Genomic DNA, 25,043 nt, shown 5'->3' with positions numbered 1-25,043 from the left:
AAATCAAATAGGTTAATTGTTATCGAATTGAATTGGATTTCCGAGGTAATAATCGATGATCTTTGATCTGAATATTACATTATATTTTGCTTGAATAAGGTCAAATTCGGCCTTATTTCGTTCCGTTTGAGCAGTAAACAGCTCCAATGAATTCGCCATACCAATATCGTAACGCTCTTTTGTCGCCTTAAATGCTGTTTCAGCACTTTCAAATGCTACGGTAGCCGAGCTATAGCGTTGTTTGGCCGCATTCACGTCCAATACAGCCTGATTAACGGCCTTGTTTAAGTTATTTTTTGCCAATTGCTCGGAGGCTTCAGCCTGTTTCAAACCGATCTTTGCCTTTGCCACATTTACTTTATTCTGATTTCTTGAAAAAATTGGAATAGCAAGAGATAAACCGGTAAAAAAAGACTTATTATCCGATATCTGCTGGCCAAAAGGCACCCTAAAAAGGGTCGCAGGATCCAATGGATCTGTTTGCCTTGTTGTTGCAGACGAGTAATTCGTTCCATAATTCACATTCAAATTGAGTGTGGGATAATAGCCCCCCTTTGCAATATCGATTTGTTTCAATGCGACCTCTTTATCCAATGCAGATTTGTGAATATCAGGCTGCAATGTGAGCGCTTTCTGGTAAACATCCACCGCATTTTTATCCACTGCATGAACCAATATAGATTCCAAGCTTGGGCGCTCCAAGGAAATAGGCGTTTCAGGAGGCATTTCCATCAACTGCTTCAAGGTCAACAAAGACATTTCGTATGAATTTTTTAAATTAACTTTGTTCAATTCATTTGTAGCAACCTGATTTTTTGATTTGGCAAGATCGGCAATCGTTTTATTACCAACTGCAAACTGGATGGAGTCCAATGAAAATTGCTGTTTCGACAAAGCGATCTGGTCTTCACTCGCAACCATCATCTCATGATTGGTAATAGCTTCCAAATAATTAACCAACACATTGAGCACAAGGTCATTCTTGATCTTATCCACCTGAGTCGCCGTAGACTCCAGTTGCAATTTATTCGCTTTGATCTGATTGATCTGTTGAAAGCCCTGAAATAAATTGACACTCGATCCAACCGAGCCACTGGTTCCTTTTGTCCAGGTGTTATTGACGATTCGTCCGGAAGTTAAATCGAAGCCAAAGCCATAACGAAAATTTTGATCCACGCTAGCACTCAGGTTTGGCAATAAATTACTTTTTGCCTGAAACAAGTCCTGCTCGGCAAGATCTTTGTTCAGCGCCGCTTGTTTTATTTGTACGTTCCGTTCCAATGTTATACGAATGGCTTCTGCCACCCCCACAACCTGTTGGGCTTGAACCAAATCATTAGTTCCTAAAAATAACCCAGTAAATACTACTGCAGAATAATAAAATCTTTTCATGTCCATATGTAGAACCATACATTTTTTTTTAGATTTGAACTTCATTTATCGGTTATGTATTTTGTCAAATCTCCATTTTTCCTTAGATGGCTATATCCCAAATCAATATGGAATATGCCACGTCATGAAAAAAAAGTCTATCTTACTTTTGACGATGGTCCAATTCCTGAAATTACACCTTTTATACTCGATATCCTAAAAAAATATCAGGCAAAGGCAACATTTTTTTGTGTTGGTGAAAATATTAAAAAAAATCCACATTTGTTTCAACGAATTTTAGATGAAGGGCATCAGGTGGGCAACCATACCTACAACCACCTCAAAGGCTGGGAAACAAATGATGAGCAGTATTTGGCAAATGTTGCGAAATGCCAGGAACTGACCCAAACCGATCTTTTTCGTCCGCCTTATGCCCGAGCAACAAAATCCCAACTCCGTCAACTCTATAAAAAATACCGAGTGATCATGTGGGATATTATGTCGGGTGATTTTGATCCGAATTTAAGTCCCCAGAAATGCCTGGAAAACGTTCTGCCCAACATTAAAAATGGCTCTGTTATTATTTTTCATGATAATATCAAAGCCATTCCTCGTGTCGAATATGTTCTACCTAAAACAATAGAGTTTTTATTAAAAAATCACTATCAGCTTTCGAGAATAGATTAAGGTTTACTTCTAGCAAACGTTACCTCAGATTCGTAATATTTGCCTACACTAGCACTGAAATACCCCAGTGCATTGTTGCTTAAATTTGAAATCGGATTAGACGGTGAAGCCGAACCGGGATTAATCATTTGAAAACTATTCCAGTAATTGTACGCCCCTACATCGATACATTGACGTAGGATACGCACGCGATCACCTACTTTCAAATCTCTATCGCGGTCGACAATATCATGCTGCACCTCTAAGCCATTGTTATACTTATCGTTAAAGACATCAATAAAACGTAGTTTACCCCCATTGACTGACATTTTATACTTATAATAGTTGCCTTTTTCCGGTGGATCGATAAATACGAGAGTCGGGTAGTAAATCGTGTCAGTAAAAATAATTCGCTCTGAAAGCCCTATAGAATCCACATCCACATAGCTGGGAACCGTTGATACCCCTTGGATCTCCCTTCCATCAGCGGTCTTTACCTGTAACTGGTAAGTGACCTTCTCCTGTAACCGTAATGTCTTATTGGTATACACCCCATCAGCCCCTGCTTGAAACGTATAAGTGCGATTATTTTGCATATTCTTAACGCTCACCTCCGCATCTGTTATCGGAGAAAATAGAGAGTCTTTTATGCTCACAACCTTCTGTATACTAATCTCATGTTGTTGATCCGAAACCATCAAATCTGCGGTAATAACCAATTGACCTGTATTTTCGGGCAGTTCCAAATCTATTTTGTCCTCGCAGCCCCCTAAAGTAAATAATGCAACAGCTATAACTCCTAATATCTTCTTCATTCTTTGCTAAAATTTAAAATTCCAAGTAATCGATGGTATCGTCCCAAATAATGCTATCCGATAAATCTCGGTGACGTTGGATTGTCCTTCTTTTTCTCTAAAGTCGATCAAATAAGCATTTTTTCGATTATAGGCATTATAGAGACCAAACGACAAGCTCGAGTAGCTATTCTTTGTCCGCTTAATATCATAAGTTGCTGCCAAATCCAGGCGGTGATAAGCAGGCATCCGCTGCCCATTTCTTTTATCGTAATAGAAGATCGTACGATCATCAACAAAATATTTCCCCGCAGGCATCGTTACAGCGTCTCCTGTATAGTAGACGAAATTGGCACTTAAATTCCACTTCGGATTTAATTGATACTGCGCCACGATGGCTATATTATGCGTTTTATCCTGCCGTGCACGAAACCACTGACCATCATTGATTTGTTCAAATTGGCGCTCACTTTTGGATAAGGTATAACTCAGCCAGCCGCTAAATCGTCCCAGTCTCTTTTTCAGAAACCATTCAATGCCGTAAGCTCTACCTTTTCCAAACAGCAATTCTCCTTCCAGCAATTCATTTGCCTGTAGATCGGCGCCATTCCTATAGTCAATCTGGTTCTTTAAATCTCGATAATAACCTTCGACGGAAAATTCATATCTGTTGGATGCAAAATTTCGAAAGTAACCCAGCGAATACTGATTGGATAGCTGGGGCTTAATCGTATTATTGCTCAGCACATATTGATCTGTAGGAAGACTACTGGTTGTATTGCTCAATTGATGCAGGTACTGAACATTGGTATTAAAAGAAGCCTTTAACGTCGTTAAATCATTGATAGCGTAGTTTAAGGAAACGCGAGGTTCCAGATAGAAGTACTTTTTACCCAACTTGCCATTTCCCACATAGGTAGAATCTATGGCCTCACCTGCAGGATCGAAAGTATAAAATGTCCCTGGCCCTAATGTTGCGTAAGCAGATGCCCTCAATCCATAGTTTAATTTTAAACGATCATTAATAGACCAGTCATCGGTCAGATAAGCAGCAACATCAGCACCCTTGCGATGTTGGATTTGCAATGAATTCACCTTCGAATCTTCTCCCGCTTCGATACTTGCCGGTCGGATTTCCTGCAAGGCTGCCTGTAATCCAAATTTTAGATTGTGACGGTCCGAAAGATTGTATTGAAAATCTTGTTTAAAATTATAATTAAAGATGTCTGAACGGATTTTAAAGTTGTTATCATCCTCAATCTTAACCTGATAATTGAATTTGCTAAAAATAAGCGTAGTATTGCTAAACAACCTATTGCTCCACACATGGTTCCAGCGCATCGTTCCAGTCGCATTTCCCCAATTGAAATCAAACAAATCATGATAAGCCATCGCATCCTTGCCGAAATATCCAGACAAGTAAAGTGTATTCTTATCATTGATACGATAATTTAATTTTGCATTGAGGTCATAAAAAAAGAGCGCGCTCTTCTTAATATTCTCATCACTTGAAAGCTTTAAGAAAAGATCGGCATAGGTACGTCTACCGGAGATCATAAATGAGCTCTTGCCTTTTTGAATCGGCCCTTCCAATTTAAGACGCGAAGCAATAAGACCCAAGCCACCTTCTACATTGAAATGCTGGTTGTTTCCATCCAAGGTGGTAATTTCCATCACCGATGATATTTTGCCTCCATATTGGGCTGGAACACCTCCCTTATAGAAATTCACGTCTTTGATCGCATCGGAATTAAAGGTCGAGAAAAAACCGAACAAATGGGAACTGTTATAGACAGGAGCCTCATCCAGCAAAATCAGATTTTGGTCGCCACCGCCGCCACGCACATAAAAATTGCTGCTTCCTTCCCCCCCGCTGGTTACTCCCGGAAATAGCTGAATGGTCTTGAGAATATCCTTTTCTCCAAATAGTACGGGGACTTTTTCGATTTCCTTAGGGCTAAATTGTGTCAGCCCAGGGGTTAGATCCTTTATTGATTTGCGCCTATTTCCGGTTACGGTAACCTCAGCGAGCTGATTTTCCTCAGGTACCAACTGAATAATATAAGTGGAGTCCTTGTCAAGGTGGACAGAGAATGCTTTCGTTCGATAGCCTACAGATGATACTTCCATCCCTTTGCCGGCATCACGGACAGACAAACTAAAAAAACCATATTTATTTGAAGCGGTGGATTTTTTCTCTGTATCGTTTCGTATGACGGCGCCAATGATATTCTCACCGCTGATACTGTCCCTAACAAACCCAGAAATAGATTTAGACTGTTGACTATACGCTTGCTGCGCGCAGAACAAAATGGAAGAAAAACAAAATACAACCTTTATAGGTTTAAACATAATCAAGTGAAGTCAAAAATTTTGCTGAAAATAATAAAAAAGCCTTACAATTTGTAAGGCTTAATAATAAGTTTATAATTTGTTAGTTAAGGTCTCTGTTTAACAAAAATAGCATTTTATTCATTTATGCCAAATATTTATCCATTTTTCTTTTCACTTTTCTTCGCTTGATCAAAATATCCCTTAAAAAAAGCCATTTGATAAACAATTGACCGAGACCAGTACTCCCAATTGTGTCCACCTTCACTTGTAACAAAGGTATGATTTATATTATGGTACATTAATTTATCGTGCAGTGCAACATTCACGGTGTAGAAAAAATCTTCCTTACCGCAATCAATGATTAGGCGAAGTTTATTATTGACTAATTTGGGAACCATATTAATAACAACACGATTATCCCATTCTTGCGGTACATCAGCATAATTCCCAATGCGATCTTTAATTTCCCAGTTTAAGGGAAAAGGTCTAAAATCTACCCCACCAGCTGTACTTCCTGCAGCGCCATAGCTATCCTGATGTTTTATGGCCAGCGACAGCGCACCATGCCCACCCATACTTAATCCCGTAATTGCCCTTCCGCTCCGATCTTTGATCGTCGAATAATGCTGATCCATATAATCAATCAGCTCTTTGGACACAAAAGTTTCATATTGGTAGTTTTTATCATTCGCGACATCCCAGTACCAGCTTCCAAAACCACCATCGGGACAAACGACCATATAACCGTACTGATCCGCCAATGCGCTCACACTTGAATTTTTAACCCAATTGCTATAATTACCGGAATAACCATGCAACAGGTAAAGGACCGGATAACTGATTTTGTTCGAGTAATTTTGAGGAAGAATTACGACAGTCTTAATTGCTTTACCCATGGATGGGCTCTGAATGGACAGAGTATCCACTTTGGCAGCAAAGGCGTTCGTGAAAGTACATAAAAATAAAACGAAGGCAATTAACATAAGCCTAATTCCTCTTGAACAAAATAGGCAGTTTTTGATAGGCTCGGTTTGATGAAAATTATGCACCGAATAACTGAAAATAGGTCTAGTGTTTATCATAAATTTATTGATTTCTTTCAAAAAAATAAAGATAGGATTTTAAACCAAATGGACGCTCGCTAATTGTATAAAATCCATTTCCCTTGCTATCGAAAGCTATCGCTTCCCCCTGCGGCTCCACCTGATAAGGCAGAATAGCTGGCTTTTGTTGGAATACCTGTTTCCAGGATTCACTTCGGTTCCTCTGCCAATAGAAAATATGGGTAATATTCTTTACAAGCAACTGTGTACCGGTCGGATCTATAGCGGCAGCAGTAGCAAAAGTAAATGGCAGCTCCGCTACGCTATTTAAGGTAAAATACTGCTGTTTAGAATTTGTAAATACCGCTGCGGAATAAACAGTCGATCGAAATTCACGTTTAGATATTACATACAACATTTTGTCTATTGGATCAATCATAATCGATTCGGCATCCAAACGTTGCTGGCCCGGAAATTTAAGAAAGATAGCCCGAATTGACTTCTTCGGAATAAGCCCAGCATCATCAGCCTGAGGCTCAGGAAATACATACAGGCATGTCCAGGTTCTTTTCCCGGCGTTGTTTCCAATGTCCGCAAGGACGAGAAAATAAGTGTCCCCAATTTTCACCCGATCGATATCCTCACAGTCGACTACCGATACACCCTCAAGTGAAAATTTTTTCAGTAGTTTGGCCTGATGATCGATTAAATAAATCGTTGCACCATCACCACTATCATTATGCACCCAAAAATTGCCCTCCAGATAAGCCGGTGTAATGCCAGACACCTCTTCCAGTTGTGGATCCGTCAATTCCCCGAGAGCAATTTGCGTTTTAAAATAATCCTTCCTATTTTGGCCGTAAACCTGCAGACTTAACAGAGAAAATACAAGCAGCAGGCAAAGGTTCACTCGTGCAATATTCATGTTTAAAGATACGTTTTTATTGATATTTACATTCTAATTATGAAGAAGCCTTCCACATACAGTTCATTACTCCTTTTTTTAACACTCTTATTCCCCTCTCACAGCTTACTTGCCCAGAGCTCTTCATTTCGCGTAAAAGTAAAATCAGGTCTTCGGCAAACACCACCCTATCTTGTCAAGTACTACAACAGCAAAGATTGGGAGAAATTCTATGCTGAAATCTTGCAATTTGATTATGACCCCAAATTTGAATACGACATCAAGATCCTCAAACGTCAAAACGGTTCACGTTCGACATACACCTTAGCCAAAACACTTACAAAATCACTATCGGAAAATACAGCAGTGGCCACATGGGAAGTTGGAGAAAACTACGTGAATGCCCAGAGCCTTGGCAAACTGAAATGTCTGCAGGTAAAATCTGATAAAAGGAATAAATGGGAATACCTCACTTCAACAATTCAAGGTTTCGATTACCAGGAGGGTTACCGTTACCGCATTCGGGTAAAACAAACGAAACAAAAAGATACAGACTCCGTCAGTTATAGTTTAATTGAAGTCCTGTCGAAAGAACGTGCAAACGAACTGCCCAGTGTGGCCGCATTTCTTGCTCGTTTTAAATGGAATCTGCTTCAGTTAAATGGAAAGGATGTCAGCTCCAGCAAAGCAAGTATCGGGTTCGATGCCAGAAATAGCACGATTACCGGCACAACGGGATGCAACAATTTTTGGGGAAATTTCGCCATTAAAGACGGCAAAATAAGCTTTCTGCACTTGGCAAGCACCATGCGCGCCTGCAATGGCATAAATATCGAAAATGACTTTTTTCAAATTTTTGAACAAAAACAAATTCAATTTGACATAGCCGAACAAACCTTAAATTTATATAACGACAGAAAACTAGTGATGATTTTTGGGTTGGAGCGAGAATAAAAAAACACCCAAAGTCTGGGAGACTCTGGGTATCTTAGCCATATTATTAACCTATTTTATGAAAAGTATTTATGCCATTTGGAAATGACATAAACAAATGTGTGAAATAAATCGGAAACAATCGAAAGCATAATAAGATTTTAACAAAATTTTAACATTTCAAAAAACAATGAGACAAATGGGCATATAAATGATCCATTTAGACATATCCCAATCAAATCTATCCCGTACCTTACAAGTTTAAACCGACATAATGATTAAAACATTTTTAACATCAACAACCTTACTTTTAACTGCGACACTTTTTGCCCAGAAGAATCCTGTTATCACGGGAAACTACGCTGATCCTGAAGGTATTATCTATGGCAATAAATACTGGATATTCCCAACCTATTCAGCGCCTTATGAAGAGCAGATATTCTTTGACGCGTTTTCATCTTCCGATTTGGCCACCTGGACAAAACATAGCCGTATCTTGGAGAACAGCAACGTTAAATGGGCGAAAAAAGCCATGTGGGCACCTGCGGTATTGGAAAATAAGGGCAAATATTATCTGTTTTTCGGAGCCAATGATGTGCATCAGGGAGAGATCGGAGGCATTGGGGTCGCTGTGGCTGACAAGCCAGAAGGCCCTTATACCGACCTATTGGGCAAACCATTAATCAACGATATTATCAATGGCGCTCAGCCGATAGATCAGTTTGTTTTCAAAGATAAAGACGGCACTTTCTACATGTATTACGGTGGTTGGAAGCACTGCAATATGGTCAAACTCAAACCAGATTTCACAGGCTTGCTCCCTTTTGATGACGGTACCTTTTACAAGGAAATCACCCCTAAGGATTACGTCGAAGGACCATTTATGTTTATAAAAGATGGAAAATATTATTTCATGTGGTCGGAAGGCGGTTGGACAGGCCCCGACTACAAAGTCGCTTATGCCATCGCCGACTCACCCTTTGGCCCTTTTGAACGCATCGGAACAATATTGGAACGGGATCCTGAAGTCGCTGTTGGCGCCGGGCATCATTCCGTCATCAAAGTCCCCAACAAGGACAAATATTTTATTGTCTATCACCGTAGACCGCTTGGCAAAGATGGAGCCAATGAGCGGGTAACCTGTATCGAAGAAATGAAATTTGACAAAAATGGACATATCATACCTGTTAAGATGACCTTTACGGGTGTCAAATATCCATTAAAATAGCAGAATTACTTCTTTTCGCAAACAACAAAAAAGCCCAGATCAATTGAACTGGGCTTCTTTTTATATGAAAACGATTACCGCTTAAATACTAGATATTACATTATTCAATGTTTCAGACGGACGCATTGCCTTAGCTGCCAATCCATCATTCGGGAAATAGTAACCACCGATGTTTTGTGCATGCCCCTGAGCCGCGATCAATTCTTCATTGATTTTCGCTTCATTTTCTGTTAACACGTTTGCAACGGTCGCAAATTTCTCAGCTAATTCAGCATCTTTTGCTTGTGCTGCCAAAGCCTGCGCCCAGTATAATGTCAAGTAGAAATGCGATCCACGGTTATCAATCTGACCAACTCTACGTGCTGGAGATTTGTCGTTCGCCAAGAATTTCTCCGTTGCTTCATCCAATGTCTCCGCCAATACCAGCGCTTTTGGATTATTTTGTGTTTGAGACAAGTGTTCCAAAGAAGCACCAAGCGCCAAGAATTCACCTAATGAATCCCAACGCAAGTAACCTTCTTGAAGGAATTGTTCGACGTGTTTCGGAGCCGAACCACCAGCACCTGTTTCAAATAAACCACCACCATTCATCAATGGAACGATCGACAACATTTTAGCTGATGTACCCACTTCTAAGATCGGGAATAAATCCGTCAAATAATCACGCAATACGTTACCAGTCACTGAAATAGTATCTTCGCCCTTACGAATACGTTCCAAAGAGAATTTCGTCGCATCAATCGGAGATAAAATACGAATATCCAAACCAGTTGTATCAAAGTTTGGTAAGTATTTTTCTACTTTTTTGATGATTTCTCTATCATGTGCACGGTTTTCATCCAACCAGAATACAGCTGGTGTCTCAGATAAACGAGCACGATTTACAGCCAATTTCACCCAGTCTTGAATTGGAGCATCTTTCGTTTGACACATACGGAAGATATCTCCTGTCTCCACTTTTTGCTCCATGAAAACATTTCCTTCCGCATCCACCACGCGGATAACGCCGTTTCCTGCAGCTTGAAAAGTTTTATCATGGGATCCGTATTCCTCAGCTTTTTGCGCCATCAAACCTACATTTGGCACAGAACCCATTGTTTTTGGATCTAAGGCACCATGCTCCTTACAGTCTTCAATTGTCGCTTCGTAAACGCCAGCGTAACAACGATCAGGAACCATAGCAATCGTATCTTCTTCTTGACCGTCTTTATTCCACATCTTACCACCGATACGGATCATTGCTGGCATAGAAGCGTCAATAATTACATCAGAAGGTACGTGGAAATTTGTAATGCCTTTATCCGAATTTACCATCGCTAAAGCAGGACCATTTGCGATAGCAGCGTCGATAGCAGCTTTCACTTCAGCCTCTTTTGCATGACCTGCGATTTTAGCATAAACCTCGCCTAAACCGTTATTTTTATTGATACCCAGTTCTTTGAACAAATCGCCATATTGCGCAAAAACATCTGCAAAATAAGTTTCAACAACAGCACCAAATATAATCGGATCAGAAACTTTCATCATTGTTGCCTTTAAATGTGCAGACAACAATACCCCTGCGGCTTTCGCTTCAGCGATAGCATCAGCTACAAAAGCTTTCAATGCAGTTAAGCTCAACGTTGAAGAATCAATAACTTCACCCGCTTTCAATGCAGAAAGTCCTTTTAATTCTGTTACTGCACCTTGCTCATCAACAAACTCAATTTTGAATTGGCCTTCATTTTCAACGGTTACCGACTGCTCTGAACCGTAGAAATCACCTGAAGTCATGGATGACACCTTTGTTTTGGAATCTTTCGCCCAAGCACCCATTTTATGTGGATTTGCTTTTGCATAATTCTTAACCGCTTTAGGTGCACGGCGATCTGAGTTTCCTTCACGTAATACAGGATTTACAGCAGAACCCAATACCTTTGCATACTTAGCTTTGGCTGACTTTTCTTCATCTGTGGTCGCTTCATCAGGATAGTTCGGAACAGCGTATCCTGCTTGCTGTAATTCAGCGATAGCACCTTTTAATTGCGGAATTGATGCGGAGATATTCGGTAATTTAATGATGTTTGCTTCAGGAGTGGTTGCCAACTGACCCAACTCAGCCAATGCATCAGCAATTTTTTGATCTTCTTTTAAAAATTCTGGAAAGCTAGCAAGAATACGGCCTGCTAAAGAGATATCTCTCAATTCAACATCGATACCAGCTGTAGCTGTAATCGCTTGAACGATAGGCAAAAACGAATAAGTCGCTAATAAAGGAGCTTCATCTGTTTTTGTCCAAACAATTTTTGATTTGTTTGACATAGTAATCTATTAGAAATATGTTTAATTTTTAATGCTATGTGAAATCATTGAAAAATCTGAATTTCTCAAAAATTCGCCTAAAGATAAGAATTAATGCCATAATTAACGAGGAATTCCACCCCTTTTGACAATAAAATTGTGAAAATAAATATATTTTGGCAATATAGAATAAGTCGCTTCACCTCCACCCAAAAGTATCCCTCTTGACATTTCAGTGACGGGATACTACAGGCGAAATCCTATTTTAGCTCAAATTAAAAAACACAACTGACAATGAAAACATTCAAATTGAACAATGGAGTTGAAATTCCGGCAATTGGATTTGGAACTTGGCAAATTCCCGAGGGCGAAGAAGCTTATCAGGTAGTTAAAGAAGCTCTTGCCGCTGGATACACACATATTGACACCGCAGCTATATATGGAAACGAAAAGAGTGTTGGAAAGGCTATAAAAGACAGTGGTATAGATCGTAATTCACTGTTTATTACAACAAAACTCTGGAATACCGAACGTGGATACGATAAGACTATTGCTGCATTTGAACAATCACTCAGCGATCTACAATTGGACTATCTCGATCTTTACCTGATTCACTGGCCAGCCAATGAAACACAATTTGTAAACTGGGCTGACATCAACGCGGACACCTGGCGAGCTTTTGAGCATCTTTATCAACAGGGAAAAATAAAAGCGATTGGTGTGAGTAATTTCCCAAAAGACTACCTCGCCAAATTATTGGAGTCAGCGACAATCATACCTGCCGTGAACCAAATTGAATTTCATCCGGGTTATCTTCAGAAAGATACCGTGGCGCTCTGCCAATCCAATGACATCCTTGTTCAGGCTTGGTCACCGCTGGGTTCGGGCAGAATATTGCGGGATGAAACACTCGTTGCACTGGCTAAGGAAAAGAATACAAGTGTTGGACAACTCTGTATCAAATTTGCCTTATCTCAAGGCATCTTGCCGTTGCCAAAATCAACCAATCCCGATAATATAAAAAGAAATTTAGCTATCGACGATTTTGAGCTGACAGTAAGCGATATCAAAACTATCCTCGATTTACCTGAAATGGGGTTTTCCGGATCGGACCCTAAAAAAGTCGCTTTTTAAGAGCGGTAATACAAAATTTATGGAGTCGCTCTAAGGCTGCTCCATAAATCATATATTGCAGAGCTTCCAGCACAAAAGAAACTGATTGTCCCTTTTTCCTAAACAGTTTATAACAATTTTTTGCTATTATAGCGGTTAAGTTGCCTACGCTATTCCTTACTTTTTTATTGAAAAAATGAATGAAATAGAACTTATAGATCAATCGGAACTTCCTGCGCAGGGAGAAGACTACTACTATCACCCCTTATGGACGACTTGTATCCTGCTGTATAGAGGCTCTATTCAGGTCAATAGCAATGGTACGCCCACCGACCTCCAGGCTGGCAATATCCTCTTTATCGGATACAATAAGTACTACAGCTTTACGGCAATTAGTACCGATGCTATATTTAAAATACTTCATTATGACCGGAATTTTTCCAACCGAATACGATTGTCGATCAGTCGATACGATGCGTATCGGTTAATCAATGCCAATCGTTCCACACCTTTTACTCCCGCCCCCAACGATTTTGAAGCTATCTGGACATTGTTATGCACTTTGCATAGCAACCGTAAAAAACCGATCGATCCGAAGAAGGATTTCCTCCAAAAAGCCAATATCAATATTTTTATGGCGATTATTTACCTTTTGGCCGATGTGATCTATACCGCCGGCGAAAGCTCCGGAAAGACACACAACAAAAGAAAAGAAGAAATTACCGTTCATTTTTTACAGCTTATAGCCGATCATTACAAAGAACAGCGCGATCTAGCATTCTACGCCGACCGCCTCAACATCTCCATCAAATACCTGTCGATCAGCGTCAAGGAGATTACAAAAGAATCGCCCTCTGAAATTATTAGTAACTGGCTAGTCACAGAAGCTAGAGCGCAACTCACCATTTCTACCAAAACAATCAATCAAATCTCACAGGAATTTAATTTTTCAGATCAATATGCTTTTAGCAAGTTTTTCAAAAAACATGTCGGGATAACACCCAAGCTATTTCGTGAACAGCAAGCCAATCTTGTTACCAATTGAACATCATAAAGCAGGAATCAAACATTTCTTGTCCCCCCAAGGCATACTAACTTTGTATCACATATATAAACAAAGTTAAATACCATGAATACGAAGTCAAGAGCCCGAAAAATAGGTTTTTACTTGACGTTATGCTTCTTTACATTCTTTTGCAATCAAACATACGGTCAAGACAGCATAAACAGCCAGAAAATAACAATTGAAAAACTGTTCGAACTTGCTATCCATAACCACCCAAATCTTATCGTTTCGGCATCAGCTGTAAGTATCGCCCAACAAAAAACTGAAGTTGCAAAATTAAGAAGGCTTCCCGAAATCAGCGCTTCGGCATCTGCCTTTTACCTCGGCGATGCTGCGTTGATCGACAAAGACTTATCAGGATCGGAAAAGGTGCCTCTACCCCATTTCGGCAATAATTATGCTTTGGAGGCGAAAGAACTTATCTGGAAAGGAGGTGTGGTAAAAAATAGCATCAAGGCCTCTTCCTTGGGTGAGGAGCTGGCTGAATTAGATCATAAGAATGAAGAACAGAACATTAAAATTTTGGTTTTAGGCTATTACCTTGATCTATTTAAACTGAAAAATCAAGAAGCTGTCTATAATCAAAATATTGAGCTTGCCCACAAAAGGCTAGACCTGACGGAAAAATTATATAAACAGGGCATGATCACTAAAAATGATGTCATCCGAAACCAATTACAAATATCCGAATTGGAACTAGCGAAAGAGGTCATTCAAAACAATCGGAAGATCCTGAATGACGAGCTTATAGTCGCGTTAGGACTACAGGAGGGCACAGTAATTGAGCCGGATGATAAACTATTAGATAGCAGCTTTCAGCTGGCAGACCTCGCGAGCTTGAAACAAGATGCTTATGTATACAGCCCGGGCCTTCAACTTGCGGCCAAAGAGACCGAGCTTTTGCTGACAGAAAAGGCTATTACAAAATCAGAACGATCCCCTGCCCTAAGCATATTCGCGGGAAACAATCTTGTGAAACCCATCACCAATGTGATGCCGGTGATCGACAAATACATGAATACCTGGAATACGGGTATCTCGCTAAGCTATACGATTTCATCAGTCTACACAACAGGAAAAAAGCTTAAACTAAATGATCTACAAATTGAAAAAAACGAGAAATACGCAAGCGCTCTGAAACAAAAAACCAGCGTAGCTGTTAATACTGCATACATTAAATACAATGAGGCCTACTCACAACGTAAGACTTTGGAGTACAATAAAGCGCTTGCAGATGAGAACTATCGTATTATTGAGAAAAAGTATTTGAACCAATTGGCGTTGATCGTCGATATCATGGATGCATCAAACTCAAAACTTGAAGCGGAATTGAAATACACAAATGCAGAAATCAATATCGTGTATGCATATTACAAACTTTTAAAAGAGACTGGAAAGATCTAGTACATTTTCCTTTTGCCTAATTTAATCAGTTTTATATATGTAAGGCCTCGTTAAGAAATTAATGGGGCTTTTTTATCTGCAATATTTTAACTCATTATTATGGCAAATTCATTTTTTAAAACGATCCGGACATCCATCAAGCACTGGTATATCCCATTGATTATCGGTATTCTATTAATTCTTTTGGGTTTCTATACCATTTCCACACCTGTTGCTGCATTTCTCACATTAGCAATTCTATTTTCATGGTCATTTATTATTTCCGGTATTTTGGAAATCATTTTTGCCGTGCAGAATAAAGATGAAGTGGATGGTTGGGGCTGGTACCTCACCGGGGGCATCCTCTATACCCTATTCGGTATATTGCTGATTGCCAATCCGCTGTTATCAGCAAGCACCTTGGCATTTATCGTGGGTTTTTATGCACTTTTTAAATCCTTCCAACTGCTGTCCTTTTCCTTTGATCTCAAAAATTACGGTAGTAAATCTTGGGGTTGGAATTTGTTATTTGCCATTTTAGGCATTATTTTCAGCTTTATCTTGCTTTGGAATCCACTATTTGCCGGTTTCTCACTGGTAATCTGGACAGGAATGGCTATCAGTACGGTTGGTTTCGCAGCCTGTGTATTTGCATTTCAGCTGAAAAGTCTCAAAGATATCCCGAAAAAGCTACCAGACGATTGGAAAGAGCGTTATCAGAAGCTTAAAGAAGAATTTGATCAACATCGTAAATAGAAAAAGGGCAATTAAGCCCTTTTTTTATCAATATTAATTCGGTGGTCAAGGTTATTTACTTATTTCAACAATCTTAAAAGGCACTTTATGAAGTGGATAATCTTGCTTATCCGTTTTTACACGACTTATTTTCATGATCACATCAAAGCCTTCATAAATTTCACCAAAAACGGTAAAATCATGATCGAGTCTTGGCTGTCCTCCGCGAGCTAAGTACTCCTTACGTTGTGCTGCAGTATATTTTATGCCTTTCTTTAATTCCAGACTATCAAGTTCAGCTGCCGTGATTTTCTTTCCAACCACGAAATAGATCTGATTCAAAAAAGATGCTTTCGCGGGATTTCCATCCCGTCCTGCCCCCAGAGCACCCATTTTATGAAAAGCCCGGTCATCGAACTCTGCTGCCAATCGTGGTTTTTTATGAAGGGGATCTGCTGCCTCACGTTTTTCAATATCAATATCATGCTCTCCGCCCTGCACAACAAAATTTTCAATAATGCGATTAAACAATGCTCCCTGATACACAGTATCCCGAATGGATCGCAACATCAAATCGCGATGATTGGGCGTATAGTCATAAAGTACAACTTTAAAATCGCCAAAATCAGTCTTGAAAAGCAGATGTTTTGATTGTGCATAACAATTCCCCAATACAATAAAAAGAAAGCATAGGATGGTCAGAATTTTCCTCATAGTACGAATTAATCAGTTTCTTAGATTTCATATAAAAATACATTAAATTTCGATTTATAAAAGACATTCCCCTGCAGTTTTCCAAATGCGCTTGAAGGACATCTGCATAAGATCCTTTCGAAAGTTGCCCTTCACTAAAAAATTACATATAAAGTGTCTAGTTAAAACTTGCAAATAAGCATAAATTTATCTTAGTTTGGATTAAAACTATTCAAGACTATGCAGTATACAGCAAATCCAGACCGATATCAAGATATGATCTATAATCGTTGTGGTCAATCCGGTCTTCTATTGCCTGCCATCTCATTGGGAATGTGGCATAATTTCGGTGACGACACGCCCCATCAAACCAAAGTTGATATTTGCACAACCGCGTTTGACTTGGGAATTACCCATTTTGACCTCGCAAACAATTACGGTCCACCTGCTGGGAGCGCCGAAAAGGCCTTCGGACAAATATTAAAAGAACAATTTTACGGTTTACGCGATGAAATGATTATTTCATCAAAAGCAGGATATCACATGTGGAATGGGCCTTATGGAGAATGGGGAAGCCGTAAATATCTGATATCAAGTTGTGAGCAATCACTCAAGCGCCTGGGTATCGATTACGTAGATATTTTCTATTCACATCGTTTCGACCCCAATACCCCCTTGGAGGAGACCATGTTGGCACTGGATCAGCTAGTCCGCAGCGGAAAAGCACTTTATGTCGGTATTTCATCCTATAACTCGCAACGCACAAAAGAGGCCTATGCGATCCTGAAATCATTGGGTACACCTTTTATTATTCATCAGCCCAGCTATTCCATGTTAAACAGATGGGTGGAAACCGATGGCTTGCTTGACACCTTGGATGAGATAGGCATTGGTTCTATCGTATTCTCTCCCTTGGCACAGGGCATGCTCACTGATAAATATTTACAGCATATCCCGGAGAATAGTCGCGCTTCGCAGTCCAAATCACTTCAGACGAAATTTCTAAACGAAGAAAATCAAAAGAACATCCAGGCTTTACATGCAATTGCACAGCGTAGAGGACAGTCGCTCGCACAGATGGCGATTGCCTGGGTATTACGTAAGAAGCAGGTTACATCGGCGCTCATTGGTGCGTCAAGACCACAACAGGTTGTTGATTGCGTTGGTGCACTGAAAAATCTGTCGTTTAGTCCGGAGGAAATTCACGAAATTGATCTTTATGCAAAAGATGGGCATATTAATATCTGGGCTAAATCGGCTGAGATCGATTAAGATCAATGCCACAGAAGTTTTCATCCGGGGAACCGCTTTGCGCCCGGTTTGAATTCCATAAAACAAAAAAGAGCCCGGCTGTATCCGGGCTCTTTCCGTTGATTAACCCATTTTTTTCAATATCTTTTCAAAGGTGTTGATATTCCGGCTTGTCATCTTATCTTTAAGATTCTTTTTTCCTAATACCTTTCCAAAACTGGAATCTAAAGTATTTCCCTTGGGCACACGCCAATAAAAGACTGTATTGACAATTTCGGCCTTCTCCCCTGGCACCTGCGTCGAATTGCTGAATTCATCCATCAGTATTGTTTCGACACCTTCTGTCCCTACAAAAGCATATACATGGAAGTCCGTATGCATTTCAAACGGAATGTTTGCCTGCAGCAATTCCACCTCTTCCTGCGACCGGATGAATAAAAAAGCTTCATAAGAAAAATATGCCGACATGGACTCCTCCAATAGCCGCTTGAGCGGGTCGGCCGCTTTGTCCGACGAAAAAACAATATTTCCAGAAGCCAGTACCGAAGTGACATCAGTTACACCGGCATCCTTAAAAACTTGACAGACATCTACCATCTTCATGTTGGTTCCCTTCACATTGACGCCGCGTAGAAAAGCACAGTATTTCATGTTATTAAATTAATCGATTAATTCGTCCATCGGATTCCAAAACAACTTCCTAAAATCCTTGATCCGTAAATTATTCACAACAAGCCCCTCAGCTTCAAGCCGTTCTTGAAATCCAGGCACCGCAAGTGTACCGCTACTTGATATAACACGATGAGCAGGAACATCTTTCGGGCATCCTCCCATCGCTTTCCCGACGTGCCTTGAGTGGTTAGGAAAACCCAAAGCTTTTGCTATGGCTCCATAAGTCGTTACTCGACCTTTGGGAATGAGTTTAGCCACTTCATAAACCTGTTTTTTGAAAATTTCGTCCATACTATATTATGATTTCATTTTTCGGAAAATATCCCGTCTATTATTTTCTAGAACCAAATAAAGATACAAAAAACACCGCTTGAATAAGCTAATATATCATGGTTATCGATAATATACTTTACCCTTGTGAATGTCCTAAAAAATAAAAACAGACCTTTTTGTGACAAAAATGACATTTAAAAACGGGTTTGTTTCACTATTTTTACCTTTAATAAATAATTAACCAAAAGATTAAAAAAGAAAATCATATCCAGTACTTTTCCGATAAGGAATTACTATCTCAATTGCGTAATGGGGATAAAATGGCATTTTCGTCAATCTACGACAAATATGCAGCAATATTGGCAGCAAAGCTTCACAAATTGATTAAGATCCATACTATAGTTGAGGAGCTCCATCAGGAAGCGTTTTTAAGATTATGGAAAATCCGACATGAACTGGATGAAAACACAAACATTAAAGCTTATCTATTCACCACCTGTAGAAATTTAACAATAGATTTTTACAGGAAAGCATCAAAGGATAAAGAGCTAGAAAGACAACTTATCAAACATCTAGACGTCTCCTATGACCCAATTGGACAACTTCTTTCCCAAAAAGAAAGTAAAGCACTTGCCGAGAGTTTAATAGGTCTATTGCCTCCACAGCGACAAAAAGTATTTCGAATGGTCAAGCTAGATGGCTATTCCTATGAAGAAACTTCTATTCATTTTGGTGTTTCCACAAGCACCATAAAAGATCATATGGCCAAATCATCCGAGTTTCTTAAAAACTACATTGCACAAAATCCACACATTACATTTGCAATAGCAGTATATATCGTCTTTAAATAAACTATATTTTTTTTTCACTGAGCCGATACTTTTTCTTTTCTCTTCGTCTATTAGACTAGAAAAGAAACTTATTTGCAGCAGCCATATATGAATAAATTGTTTAAGCAGTATCTAAAAGGTATTTGTAAAGCAAAGGACATGAAACTCCTATTGCATTATTTTGGAAATGAAACCTATTCCGCACAGTTAGAAAAACTTATTCAGGAGGAGTTTTTAAAAAAAGAAAGTCAACCCTTACCCGATTTCCTTACCATCATGCTTAGGAAGAACCGGCATATATTGTTGGAAAAAATAAGTCTACAGACAAAATCACAAAACAGCAGTAACCTACTCTGGGTTTCTATCGCCGCGGCATTAATTGCTATATGTTCCTCAGCATTACAGTCCCATTATCGTCATGATATTTCGATGCCGACTAACATCGAAATACCATCTGATCAGAATGCTATATCAAAAAATAAAACGAAAATTTGCGAGCCCCCACTCCCATCTCCATATTTTTTAGACGAAAAAAACTGGAATACAACTTATAATCCCCAAACAAGTTCGTTATTAATTTCCCTCGATAAAATCATTCACTTATTTAACTAACAATAAATTTCAATGAAAACAGAAGTATTGGTAAATTTTGCAACCAACGCAAAAAAACAATATGAAGCTCCAAAAATTGAGTTCATATTATTACAAACAGAAAACGGGATCGCCGCAGGTTCTACTAAAACATTCAACTCAGGAGGTCTAAAGGACGAATGGGAAACACAAGAATATCAAAATGATCTCTCTTGGTAAATAAAACTCTTGTACAAACCGTAAAACAAATCATGAAAAAGAAATCAATAAATAAAAATAGCATATTATTGGCTACATTAAGCGCCTGTCTATTCTTATTTTCCACCATCGCCTCTTGTAGCAAAGAGCCTAATACCAAAATCGACACAGAGAACGGAGATCTTGCCAATATTAATGTAATTTTCAAGGCTTCAATTTACGAAAATGAAGGCACCTTGGGCACCAAATCAAGCATAGGTAAATCGAACAGCACCCCGAAATCACTACCAATTCAAACAAATACAATTGAGCTAAATAATGACTTCTTACTAGTTGCGGAACTTGCCCCAGCTGAAAATAGTTCAAGTCCGGCAAAAGTTGTAGTTGCAAGTAACAAAAAAGCTGTTGTTGAAAATAATAATGTCGATGCTGACATACGTTATAAAATCGTAGTCTATAACGAAACAGGAAAATATATTCTTGAAAAGGATTATGTGCATGGAAAGGAAAGTTTGGCTGACGCATTTCAGCTTCCTTCTGGTAAGACATATTCATTTATCGCCTACTCGGTTAATAGTACCACCGAGCTACCTTCCATAAATTTTTCCGACATTGCTAACAAAACATTGTCCACTTCTAACATATCTGTTGCTGGTGAACAAGATTTTATGTATTTCCGAAAAGACATGTCTGTTTCTGCGACTTCACAAAACAATCTCGAAATTATACTTAAACACTTATTCAGTCAGATTACAACCAGTATAGATGCTACGCAAACCAAATATGATATCACTCATGTCAGCTCGTCGATTGCTATTTCTCATCAGCCCAATGCGGCAATTAATTTATCTACTGGCGCAGTGTCGCGTTCGGGGTCAGGGACAGATATTAGCTTAACATTTCCTACAACAGGAGGAATGCTATTAACAAGCTTATCAAACATTATTAATGCGGAAGCCAGTAATAATGTGGCATTAAAAATTGCTTCAATTACCATCGGGCCCCTGACTCAAACAAATGTTATTCCGTTTAGCAGTCTGAATATCACACCTGGTGTAAAATACGATATGAAACTTAAGATTGTCCCTACAGACGAATATCTAACACATCGTGGTGTCCCTGCTGTCAGGATAAATGGAAATATATGGATGCAACATAATCTCGGGGCCGATATCAGCATCGACCCTGCACAGACTCCACAGACAGTCTCACTTTTCGGCGACTATTATCAATGGGGACAAAATACTGTTGTCGCTGGTAAAACAGAATCCTACCCCAACTCAAATTGGAGTAGTATTACAGATTTACCAGTTAACTCATGGAATCTTGGTACTGAGAACAATCCGATAAAGGCAAGTGGAGACCCATGCCCAAGCGGCTATAGAGTACCCACAAAGACAGAAATGGAGAAATTAATCAATAGTACCGTTGCAAGCGAAAAAGGAACCTGGTTACCCGATGAAAACAACTTTACAGCAGCAAAAATTTTAACAAGTAAACGTCGTAGAGATGTGGTGATTTACTTCCCTATACAAGGAGGGTACGGATATGGAACTGGCGGCGCAAATGGTATAACTCCTACCAACCTCATTTTTAGAGGAGTTATTGGACTATATTGGCTCAGCACAGCGGACGCTTCAAGTAGGGTTTCACACGTCTATTTTACAAACACAGGTATAAGTCCGATGTTTGGCGGTTCGAACTATGACCAACAGGCAACTAGCGAAAACATCAGATGCATTGCTCAGTAAAGAAAAATAAATGATGCGAATAATGTAGTTGCTGGCTAAATAGTATATTCCGTCGAATTCAGATTAACAGGTAAAGTCTTCTAATAATAGAAGACTTTACCTGTTAATCCAATTATTCAAAACATCACCTTAACACACTTAATATCAACACACATACAAAACAGCTCTACGTAAGAAAAATGTATTTGAAATTTGAAATTTCAACATTATCATATATGTCTTTCGGGGTTCAGATAACTATATTTCGATTCATTCGACCGTTGTGTGGTCAACAGGATAATCAACCGGTTACTTTATCAGCAGCATAGCTTTTCAAGATCGCGCGCTCTCTTTTATATGAGGTTCTGGGGATGATAATTCACTATATAATCCGACATTATTCCCCGGCCAAGAATTGGATTCAATGTTACAGATTCAACGCACATTAAAGGGAAATCAATTACTATTGCTATTTGTGGCAATGTCTTACTCATTAACAGCACAAAAAAACTTAGTCAATTGAGTGATAGAATATTTGAGCTTAAACAGATATTGTTTTAATTAATTATCCGAATTTTTCGCACTTTTGCAACAAGTACAAAGAAAAAAGACCATATTAGATGAAGTACCTTTTTAATTTACCAGACTTTCCAGATTCAAGCTTCGTCATGCAGATCACATTCTGGACGGGTAAGCAAATATTGTTCAAAAACGATGCTCTTGTCGAGCAATCCGGAGAAAAAGGTAAGCCTTTTTTAATACCTGATGGTAATGGAACGGTTGTAAAAGCCTATCCAAAGCCATCCCTTCCCGACTTTGCCCCCATATTGATAATCAATGGTGAAAAACACAGAGTAGTTGCAAAACTCCCTTGGTATCAGCTTGTCTTAGCACTTCTTCCACTTTTACTTTTATATGGCGGAGCTTTGGGTGGCGGCGCTGGAGCAATTGCAGCGATGCTTAATATGCAGGTATTTAGAAGTGAAGACAGCGCAGCTGTTAAATACTTCAAAGTGATCGGCGTCACTTTAGCCGCTTTTGCAGTCTATTTCTTACTGGTTACAGCTATATACAGTGCGATAGCATAAAACAGTATTGTCCCGAAACTTTTAATAAAGAGAAATACCTGAGCGAATAGCTCAGGTTTCTACTCACCGTTTTCTTATTAACAGTAAAGAGACTGGAAAACAGACTATTTACGACATTTCTTATCATTAATACCGTTGACATAAGTGTCTTTTTATGACCTTTTTACGGATAATTATAATCTGAAAACTTTCAAAATATCCTAAGTTACGAAAAGCTCCTGTAAGCAAAAGTTTTTTAATTAATTCCCTTGTTTAATGTTTACTTTTTTCGTTTTCAAGTGACTGCGGGGAAAAAGATCCTTCCAAGTGTCTATACAATCTATCCCAACTTGGACTATTATCAGCATTCAGCTTTGTATATTTTCCACTTTTTGTCTCAATGCTTATTTTAATATCTATTCCATCGTATGGTTGGCGCGATTCCCCTTCTTTAGCATCAGCAAATCTCTCTAATTCAATTTTATTCAATAGTAAGTTCCATTTTTCCTCCGTATTGCTGTATGATTTTAGGGCACTGTGGGCTGTATCAATTGCTGAAAACAGACAATATACACTATCTCTTGTTATCCTCATCGTATAACCGTTTGAAGGTACTGCGGTAAATCCGCCAATAGCAGAAATTGAAACCGCTGTAATTTCCTTTTTAGTATTATCCGTTATTGTCTGCTGCGATTTGTACAAACAGCCCTGTACTAGAAGTACCTGCGCAAACAGAAACGATAGATTTAAAATCAATTTTCCACCCATATTTTATCCTTTCACCCCTAAGAAATAATTAACTGCATAGCGAAAGGCTTATGCAGCAAAAACAACCCCATTACCGCTTTCCTAATTTACAAAAGTTGATAGAATATTACATATCTCTGAATCACTTTGTTCTCACATTAATCAACTGCGCTTAGTGGGCAGCTAAGGCTAAAAAACGGTGAATTTCGATCTGTCAGCCCGAGAAAAAGAAGTTTTTTCTACTATTCACGTTTACCAGTAATATAGGCATACATCGCAGTTGCATGTCCATGCCCTAATTCAAAATCACCCTTTAACCAATTGACTATTTCTGTCGCTTTGACTCCCTTCCTTAGCTTTCCTTCTTCTGTAAACCCTTTTTCAACAGCAAGTTTTTCAAAATCAGAGCGGGATTAGTAATTCATCACCGAACTTTCTAGTTTTAAATAATCCACTTTTTTGGGAACGGTCTTATTTTATAGGAATCGATTTTAACGGTGTATTTAGACTTGGCTATTGGTTTAAATTGTAGAGGTTGCTGAATTACTTTAGTTGCCGTTTTTCTTTGAGTTGCTTATCCAAAAATTCATACACCTCCTCGAAATACTTATCCAGGGTTACCCCATCTTGTACATGGATGTTTTTAATTAGCTTTTGAAGATTCATTTGTTTTAGGTCGCACATCGGATCGATCAGAAGAATAATGCGAGTTAAAGTACTCAAATCAAACTCGTTGTTGGTTGTGTTGAAATTTGAAGGCTCTTCAAATACAGGATTTTTCTTTTCTTTTGCCGCCATAATATCGAGCGATTGATTAGTTGTTAACTGTAATTTTATATGTGACGCTAAAATTACAGCACAAATACAGTACAAAAAATAGTATACGCCTGTAATTTATTGACATAATCATTCGAATGATTACCCTATTTATAACTATTCGGCTACTATACCTAGGTCTAAACAATATTTCACCCGGTTTATTCAATTCAAGTAGCGTGCTGGGGCGCTTTTGGCAAATATCATCGGTTAATTTTTCGCCAAACTGACGTAAATGAAAATGATTTGGAAAACTATTGTTATAAATCCGATAACACAGCATCTTTTCTTATAGCTAGCTTTGCCTCTGAAAATATGTACACAA

The 25,043-nt window shown here is 39.0% G+C and carries 24 protein-coding genes and 1 pseudogene; 13 read left to right on the top strand and 12 right to left on the bottom strand.

The window, feature by feature from the left end; all coding sequences use genetic code 11:
- Positions 1-12: 12 nt before the first annotated feature.
- Positions 13-1,392 carry a TolC family protein gene (locus A9970_RS04520; RefSeq protein ID WP_182981471.1) on the bottom strand — a complete coding sequence of 460 codons (1,380 nt, stop codon included), beginning with the start codon at positions 1,390-1,392 and terminating at the stop codon, positions 13-15.
- 114 nt (positions 1,393-1,506) lie between these two features.
- Here A9970_RS04520 and A9970_RS04515 point away from each other — a divergent pair, with 114 nt between their 5' ends.
- Entirely contained in the window at positions 1,507-2,058 is a 552-nt protein-coding gene (locus tag A9970_RS04515; RefSeq protein WP_376747311.1) for a polysaccharide deacetylase family protein, read from the top strand.
- Here A9970_RS04515 and A9970_RS04510 read toward each other — a convergent pair.
- From A9970_RS04510 to A9970_RS04495, 4 genes are all read right to left on the bottom strand, one after another.
- Positions 2,055-2,852 (bottom strand): DUF4249 family protein, encoded by a 798-nt coding sequence (locus tag A9970_RS04510; protein ID WP_153845888.1) that lies wholly within the window; start codon positions 2,850-2,852, stop codon positions 2,055-2,057. The two genes, A9970_RS04515 and A9970_RS04510, sit on opposite strands and share 4 nt — an antisense overlap.
- A gap of 6 nt (positions 2,853-2,858) precedes the next feature.
- Positions 2,859-5,183 carry a TonB-dependent receptor domain-containing protein gene (locus A9970_RS04505; protein ID WP_182981470.1) on the bottom strand — a complete coding sequence of 775 codons (2,325 nt, stop codon included), beginning with the start codon at positions 5,181-5,183 and terminating at the stop codon, positions 2,859-2,861.
- A gap of 137 nt (positions 5,184-5,320) precedes the next feature.
- The gene (locus tag A9970_RS04500) at positions 5,321-6,061 is read right to left on the bottom strand and encodes an alpha/beta hydrolase family protein (RefSeq protein ID WP_259655328.1); all 741 of its coding nucleotides are present in this window, start codon (positions 6,059-6,061) and stop codon (positions 5,321-5,323) included.
- A 190-nt stretch (positions 6,062-6,251) separates the two neighbouring features.
- Positions 6,252-7,133 (bottom strand): hypothetical protein, encoded by an 882-nt coding sequence (locus A9970_RS04495; RefSeq protein WP_182981468.1) that lies wholly within the window; start codon positions 7,131-7,133, stop codon positions 6,252-6,254.
- Between the two features lie 39 nt (positions 7,134-7,172).
- Between A9970_RS04495 and A9970_RS04490 the strand changes: the two genes are divergently transcribed.
- Entirely contained in the window at positions 7,173-8,066 is an 894-nt protein-coding gene (locus A9970_RS04490; protein WP_182981467.1) for a DUF4377 domain-containing protein, read from the top strand.
- A gap of 253 nt (positions 8,067-8,319) precedes the next feature.
- Positions 8,320-9,273 (top strand): glycoside hydrolase family 43 protein, encoded by a 954-nt coding sequence (locus A9970_RS04485; protein WP_159726893.1) that lies wholly within the window; start codon positions 8,320-8,322, stop codon positions 9,271-9,273.
- Positions 9,274-9,354: 81 nt separating this feature from the next.
- On the opposite strand, the gene A9970_RS04480 is transcribed toward A9970_RS04485, so the two are convergent.
- The gene (locus A9970_RS04480) at positions 9,355-11,574 is read right to left on the bottom strand and encodes an NADP-dependent isocitrate dehydrogenase (RefSeq protein WP_182981466.1); all 2,220 of its coding nucleotides are present in this window, start codon (positions 11,572-11,574) and stop codon (positions 9,355-9,357) included.
- Between the two features lie 273 nt (positions 11,575-11,847).
- On the opposite strand from A9970_RS04480, the gene A9970_RS04475 reads away from it, so the two are divergent.
- From A9970_RS04475 to A9970_RS04460, 4 genes are all read left to right on the top strand, one after another.
- Entirely contained in the window at positions 11,848-12,687 is an 840-nt protein-coding gene (locus A9970_RS04475) for an aldo/keto reductase (RefSeq protein WP_182981465.1), read from the top strand.
- A 175-nt stretch (positions 12,688-12,862) separates the two neighbouring features.
- On the top strand, positions 12,863-13,711 hold the full coding sequence (locus tag A9970_RS04470; RefSeq protein ID WP_147420975.1) for an AraC family transcriptional regulator: 849 nt from the start codon (positions 12,863-12,865) through the stop codon (positions 13,709-13,711).
- Positions 13,712-13,795: 84 nt separating this feature from the next.
- Complete coding sequence (locus A9970_RS04465) at positions 13,796-15,136, top strand: TolC family protein (RefSeq protein ID WP_182981464.1); 1,341 nt, start codon at positions 13,796-13,798, stop codon at positions 15,134-15,136.
- Positions 15,137-15,235: 99 nt separating this feature from the next.
- Positions 15,236-15,871 (top strand): HdeD family acid-resistance protein, encoded by a 636-nt coding sequence (locus A9970_RS04460; RefSeq protein ID WP_182981463.1) that lies wholly within the window; start codon positions 15,236-15,238, stop codon positions 15,869-15,871.
- 51 nt (positions 15,872-15,922) lie between these two features.
- Here the strand turns inward: A9970_RS04460 and A9970_RS04455 are convergent, their stop codons facing one another.
- Positions 15,923-16,564 carry a peptidylprolyl isomerase gene (locus A9970_RS04455; RefSeq protein ID WP_145329154.1) on the bottom strand — a complete coding sequence of 214 codons (642 nt, stop codon included), beginning with the start codon at positions 16,562-16,564 and terminating at the stop codon, positions 15,923-15,925.
- Between the two features lie 219 nt (positions 16,565-16,783).
- Here A9970_RS04455 and mgrA point away from each other — a divergent pair, with 219 nt between their 5' ends.
- Positions 16,784-17,815: an L-glyceraldehyde 3-phosphate reductase gene (gene mgrA / locus A9970_RS04450; protein ID WP_159726905.1), complete on the top strand. Its 1,032-nt coding sequence runs from the start codon at positions 16,784-16,786 to the stop codon at positions 17,813-17,815.
- Between the two features lie 102 nt (positions 17,816-17,917).
- Here mgrA and A9970_RS04445 read toward each other — a convergent pair whose 3' ends face one another.
- Both A9970_RS04445 and A9970_RS04440 read right to left on the bottom strand, forming a co-directional pair.
- Positions 17,918-18,445, bottom strand: coding sequence for a DUF1697 domain-containing protein (locus A9970_RS04445; protein ID WP_182981462.1), 528 nt, complete (start codon positions 18,443-18,445; stop codon positions 17,918-17,920).
- Between the two features lie 9 nt (positions 18,446-18,454).
- A complete protein-coding gene (locus A9970_RS04440; RefSeq protein WP_120336020.1) occupies positions 18,455-18,757 on the bottom strand; it encodes an MGMT family protein in 303 nt (100 codons plus the stop codon).
- A gap of 215 nt (positions 18,758-18,972) precedes the next feature.
- Between A9970_RS04440 and A9970_RS04435 the strand changes: the two genes are divergently transcribed.
- The 5 genes from A9970_RS04435 to A9970_RS04415 all read left to right on the top strand — a co-directional run bounded on the left by A9970_RS04435 (position 18,973) and on the right by A9970_RS04415 (position 23,176).
- Positions 18,973-19,590 (top strand): RNA polymerase sigma factor, encoded by a 618-nt coding sequence (locus A9970_RS04435; RefSeq protein ID WP_310889272.1) that lies wholly within the window; start codon positions 18,973-18,975, stop codon positions 19,588-19,590.
- Between the two features lie 87 nt (positions 19,591-19,677).
- A complete protein-coding gene (locus A9970_RS04430) occupies positions 19,678-20,181 on the top strand; it encodes a hypothetical protein (protein WP_220801513.1) in 504 nt (167 codons plus the stop codon).
- A gap of 12 nt (positions 20,182-20,193) precedes the next feature.
- The gene (locus A9970_RS04425; RefSeq protein WP_182981460.1) at positions 20,194-20,379 is read left to right on the top strand and encodes a hypothetical protein; all 186 of its coding nucleotides are present in this window, start codon (positions 20,194-20,196) and stop codon (positions 20,377-20,379) included.
- Between the two features lie 32 nt (positions 20,380-20,411).
- Positions 20,412-22,109 carry an FISUMP domain-containing protein gene (locus tag A9970_RS04420; protein WP_182981459.1) on the top strand — a complete coding sequence of 566 codons (1,698 nt, stop codon included), beginning with the start codon at positions 20,412-20,414 and terminating at the stop codon, positions 22,107-22,109.
- A gap of 599 nt (positions 22,110-22,708) precedes the next feature.
- The gene (locus tag A9970_RS04415; protein ID WP_182981458.1) at positions 22,709-23,176 is read left to right on the top strand and encodes a hypothetical protein; all 468 of its coding nucleotides are present in this window, start codon (positions 22,709-22,711) and stop codon (positions 23,174-23,176) included.
- A gap of 252 nt (positions 23,177-23,428) precedes the next feature.
- Here the strand turns inward: A9970_RS04415 and A9970_RS04410 are convergent, their stop codons facing one another.
- From A9970_RS04410 to A9970_RS04400, 3 genes and pseudogenes are all read right to left on the bottom strand, one after another.
- A complete protein-coding gene (locus tag A9970_RS04410; RefSeq protein ID WP_120336026.1) occupies positions 23,429-23,923 on the bottom strand; it encodes a hypothetical protein in 495 nt (164 codons plus the stop codon).
- A gap of 221 nt (positions 23,924-24,144) precedes the next feature.
- Positions 24,145-24,294: pseudogene (locus A9970_RS04405) on the bottom strand (DUF4287 domain-containing protein); the annotation flags it as partial.
- Positions 24,295-24,445: 151 nt separating this feature from the next.
- Positions 24,446-24,700: a hypothetical protein gene (locus tag A9970_RS04400; protein ID WP_182981457.1), complete on the bottom strand. Its 255-nt coding sequence runs from the start codon at positions 24,698-24,700 to the stop codon at positions 24,446-24,448.
- Positions 24,701-25,043 lie beyond the last annotated feature (343 nt).

Origin of the sequence: Sphingobacterium sp. UME9, assembly GCF_014170215.1 — a bacterium.
GTDB classification, from domain to species: Bacteria; Bacteroidota; Bacteroidia; order Sphingobacteriales; family Sphingobacteriaceae; genus Sphingobacterium; species Sphingobacterium paramultivorum.
Note: the sequence above shows the minus strand (reverse complement) of the source record. Positions and strands in the feature narration are given on the sequence as shown.

What these genes read in the sequence shown, in the direction of transcription:
- A9970_RS04520 (WP_182981471.1), bottom strand. Translation starts at nt 1,392, where the DNA reads ATGAAAAGATTTTATTATTCTGCAGTAGTATTTACTGGGTTATTTTTA.
- A9970_RS04515 (WP_376747311.1), top strand. Translation starts at nt 1,507, where the DNA reads ATGCCACGTCATGAAAAAAAAGTCTATCTTACTTTTGACGATGGTCCA.
- A9970_RS04510 (WP_153845888.1), bottom strand. Translation starts at nt 2,852, where the DNA reads ATGAAGAAGATATTAGGAGTTATAGCTGTTGCATTATTTACTTTAGGG.
- A9970_RS04505 (WP_182981470.1), bottom strand. Translation starts at nt 5,183, where the DNA reads ATGTTTAAACCTATAAAGGTTGTATTTTGTTTTTCTTCCATTTTGTTC.
- A9970_RS04500 (WP_259655328.1), bottom strand. Translation starts at nt 6,061, where the DNA reads ATGGGTAAAGCAATTAAGACTGTCGTAATTCTTCCTCAAAATTACTCG.
- A9970_RS04495 (WP_182981468.1), bottom strand. Translation starts at nt 7,133, where the DNA reads ATGAATATTGCACGAGTGAACCTTTGCCTGCTGCTTGTATTTTCTCTG.
- A9970_RS04490 (WP_182981467.1), top strand. Translation starts at nt 7,173, where the DNA reads ATGAAGAAGCCTTCCACATACAGTTCATTACTCCTTTTTTTAACACTC.
- A9970_RS04485 (WP_159726893.1), top strand. Translation starts at nt 8,320, where the DNA reads ATGATTAAAACATTTTTAACATCAACAACCTTACTTTTAACTGCGACA.
- A9970_RS04480 (WP_182981466.1), bottom strand. Translation starts at nt 11,574, where the DNA reads ATGTCAAACAAATCAAAAATTGTTTGGACAAAAACAGATGAAGCTCCT.
- A9970_RS04475 (WP_182981465.1), top strand. Translation starts at nt 11,848, where the DNA reads ATGAAAACATTCAAATTGAACAATGGAGTTGAAATTCCGGCAATTGGA.
- A9970_RS04470 (WP_147420975.1), top strand. Translation starts at nt 12,863, where the DNA reads ATGAATGAAATAGAACTTATAGATCAATCGGAACTTCCTGCGCAGGGA.
- A9970_RS04465 (WP_182981464.1), top strand. Translation starts at nt 13,796, where the DNA reads ATGAATACGAAGTCAAGAGCCCGAAAAATAGGTTTTTACTTGACGTTA.
- A9970_RS04460 (WP_182981463.1), top strand. Translation starts at nt 15,236, where the DNA reads ATGGCAAATTCATTTTTTAAAACGATCCGGACATCCATCAAGCACTGG.
- A9970_RS04455 (WP_145329154.1), bottom strand. Translation starts at nt 16,564, where the DNA reads ATGAGGAAAATTCTGACCATCCTATGCTTTCTTTTTATTGTATTGGGG.
- mgrA (WP_159726905.1), top strand. Translation starts at nt 16,784, where the DNA reads ATGCAGTATACAGCAAATCCAGACCGATATCAAGATATGATCTATAAT.
- A9970_RS04445 (WP_182981462.1), bottom strand. Translation starts at nt 18,445, where the DNA reads ATGAAATACTGTGCTTTTCTACGCGGCGTCAATGTGAAGGGAACCAAC.
- A9970_RS04440 (WP_120336020.1), bottom strand. Translation starts at nt 18,757, where the DNA reads ATGGACGAAATTTTCAAAAAACAGGTTTATGAAGTGGCTAAACTCATT.
- A9970_RS04430 (WP_220801513.1), top strand. Translation starts at nt 19,678, where the DNA reads ATGAATAAATTGTTTAAGCAGTATCTAAAAGGTATTTGTAAAGCAAAG.
- A9970_RS04425 (WP_182981460.1), top strand. Translation starts at nt 20,194, where the DNA reads ATGAAAACAGAAGTATTGGTAAATTTTGCAACCAACGCAAAAAAACAA.
- A9970_RS04420 (WP_182981459.1), top strand. Translation starts at nt 20,412, where the DNA reads ATGAAAAAGAAATCAATAAATAAAAATAGCATATTATTGGCTACATTA.
- A9970_RS04415 (WP_182981458.1), top strand. Translation starts at nt 22,709, where the DNA reads ATGAAGTACCTTTTTAATTTACCAGACTTTCCAGATTCAAGCTTCGTC.
- A9970_RS04410 (WP_120336026.1), bottom strand. Translation starts at nt 23,923, where the DNA reads ATGGGTGGAAAATTGATTTTAAATCTATCGTTTCTGTTTGCGCAGGTA.
- A9970_RS04400 (WP_182981457.1), bottom strand. Translation starts at nt 24,700, where the DNA reads ATGGCGGCAAAAGAAAAGAAAAATCCTGTATTTGAAGAGCCTTCAAAT.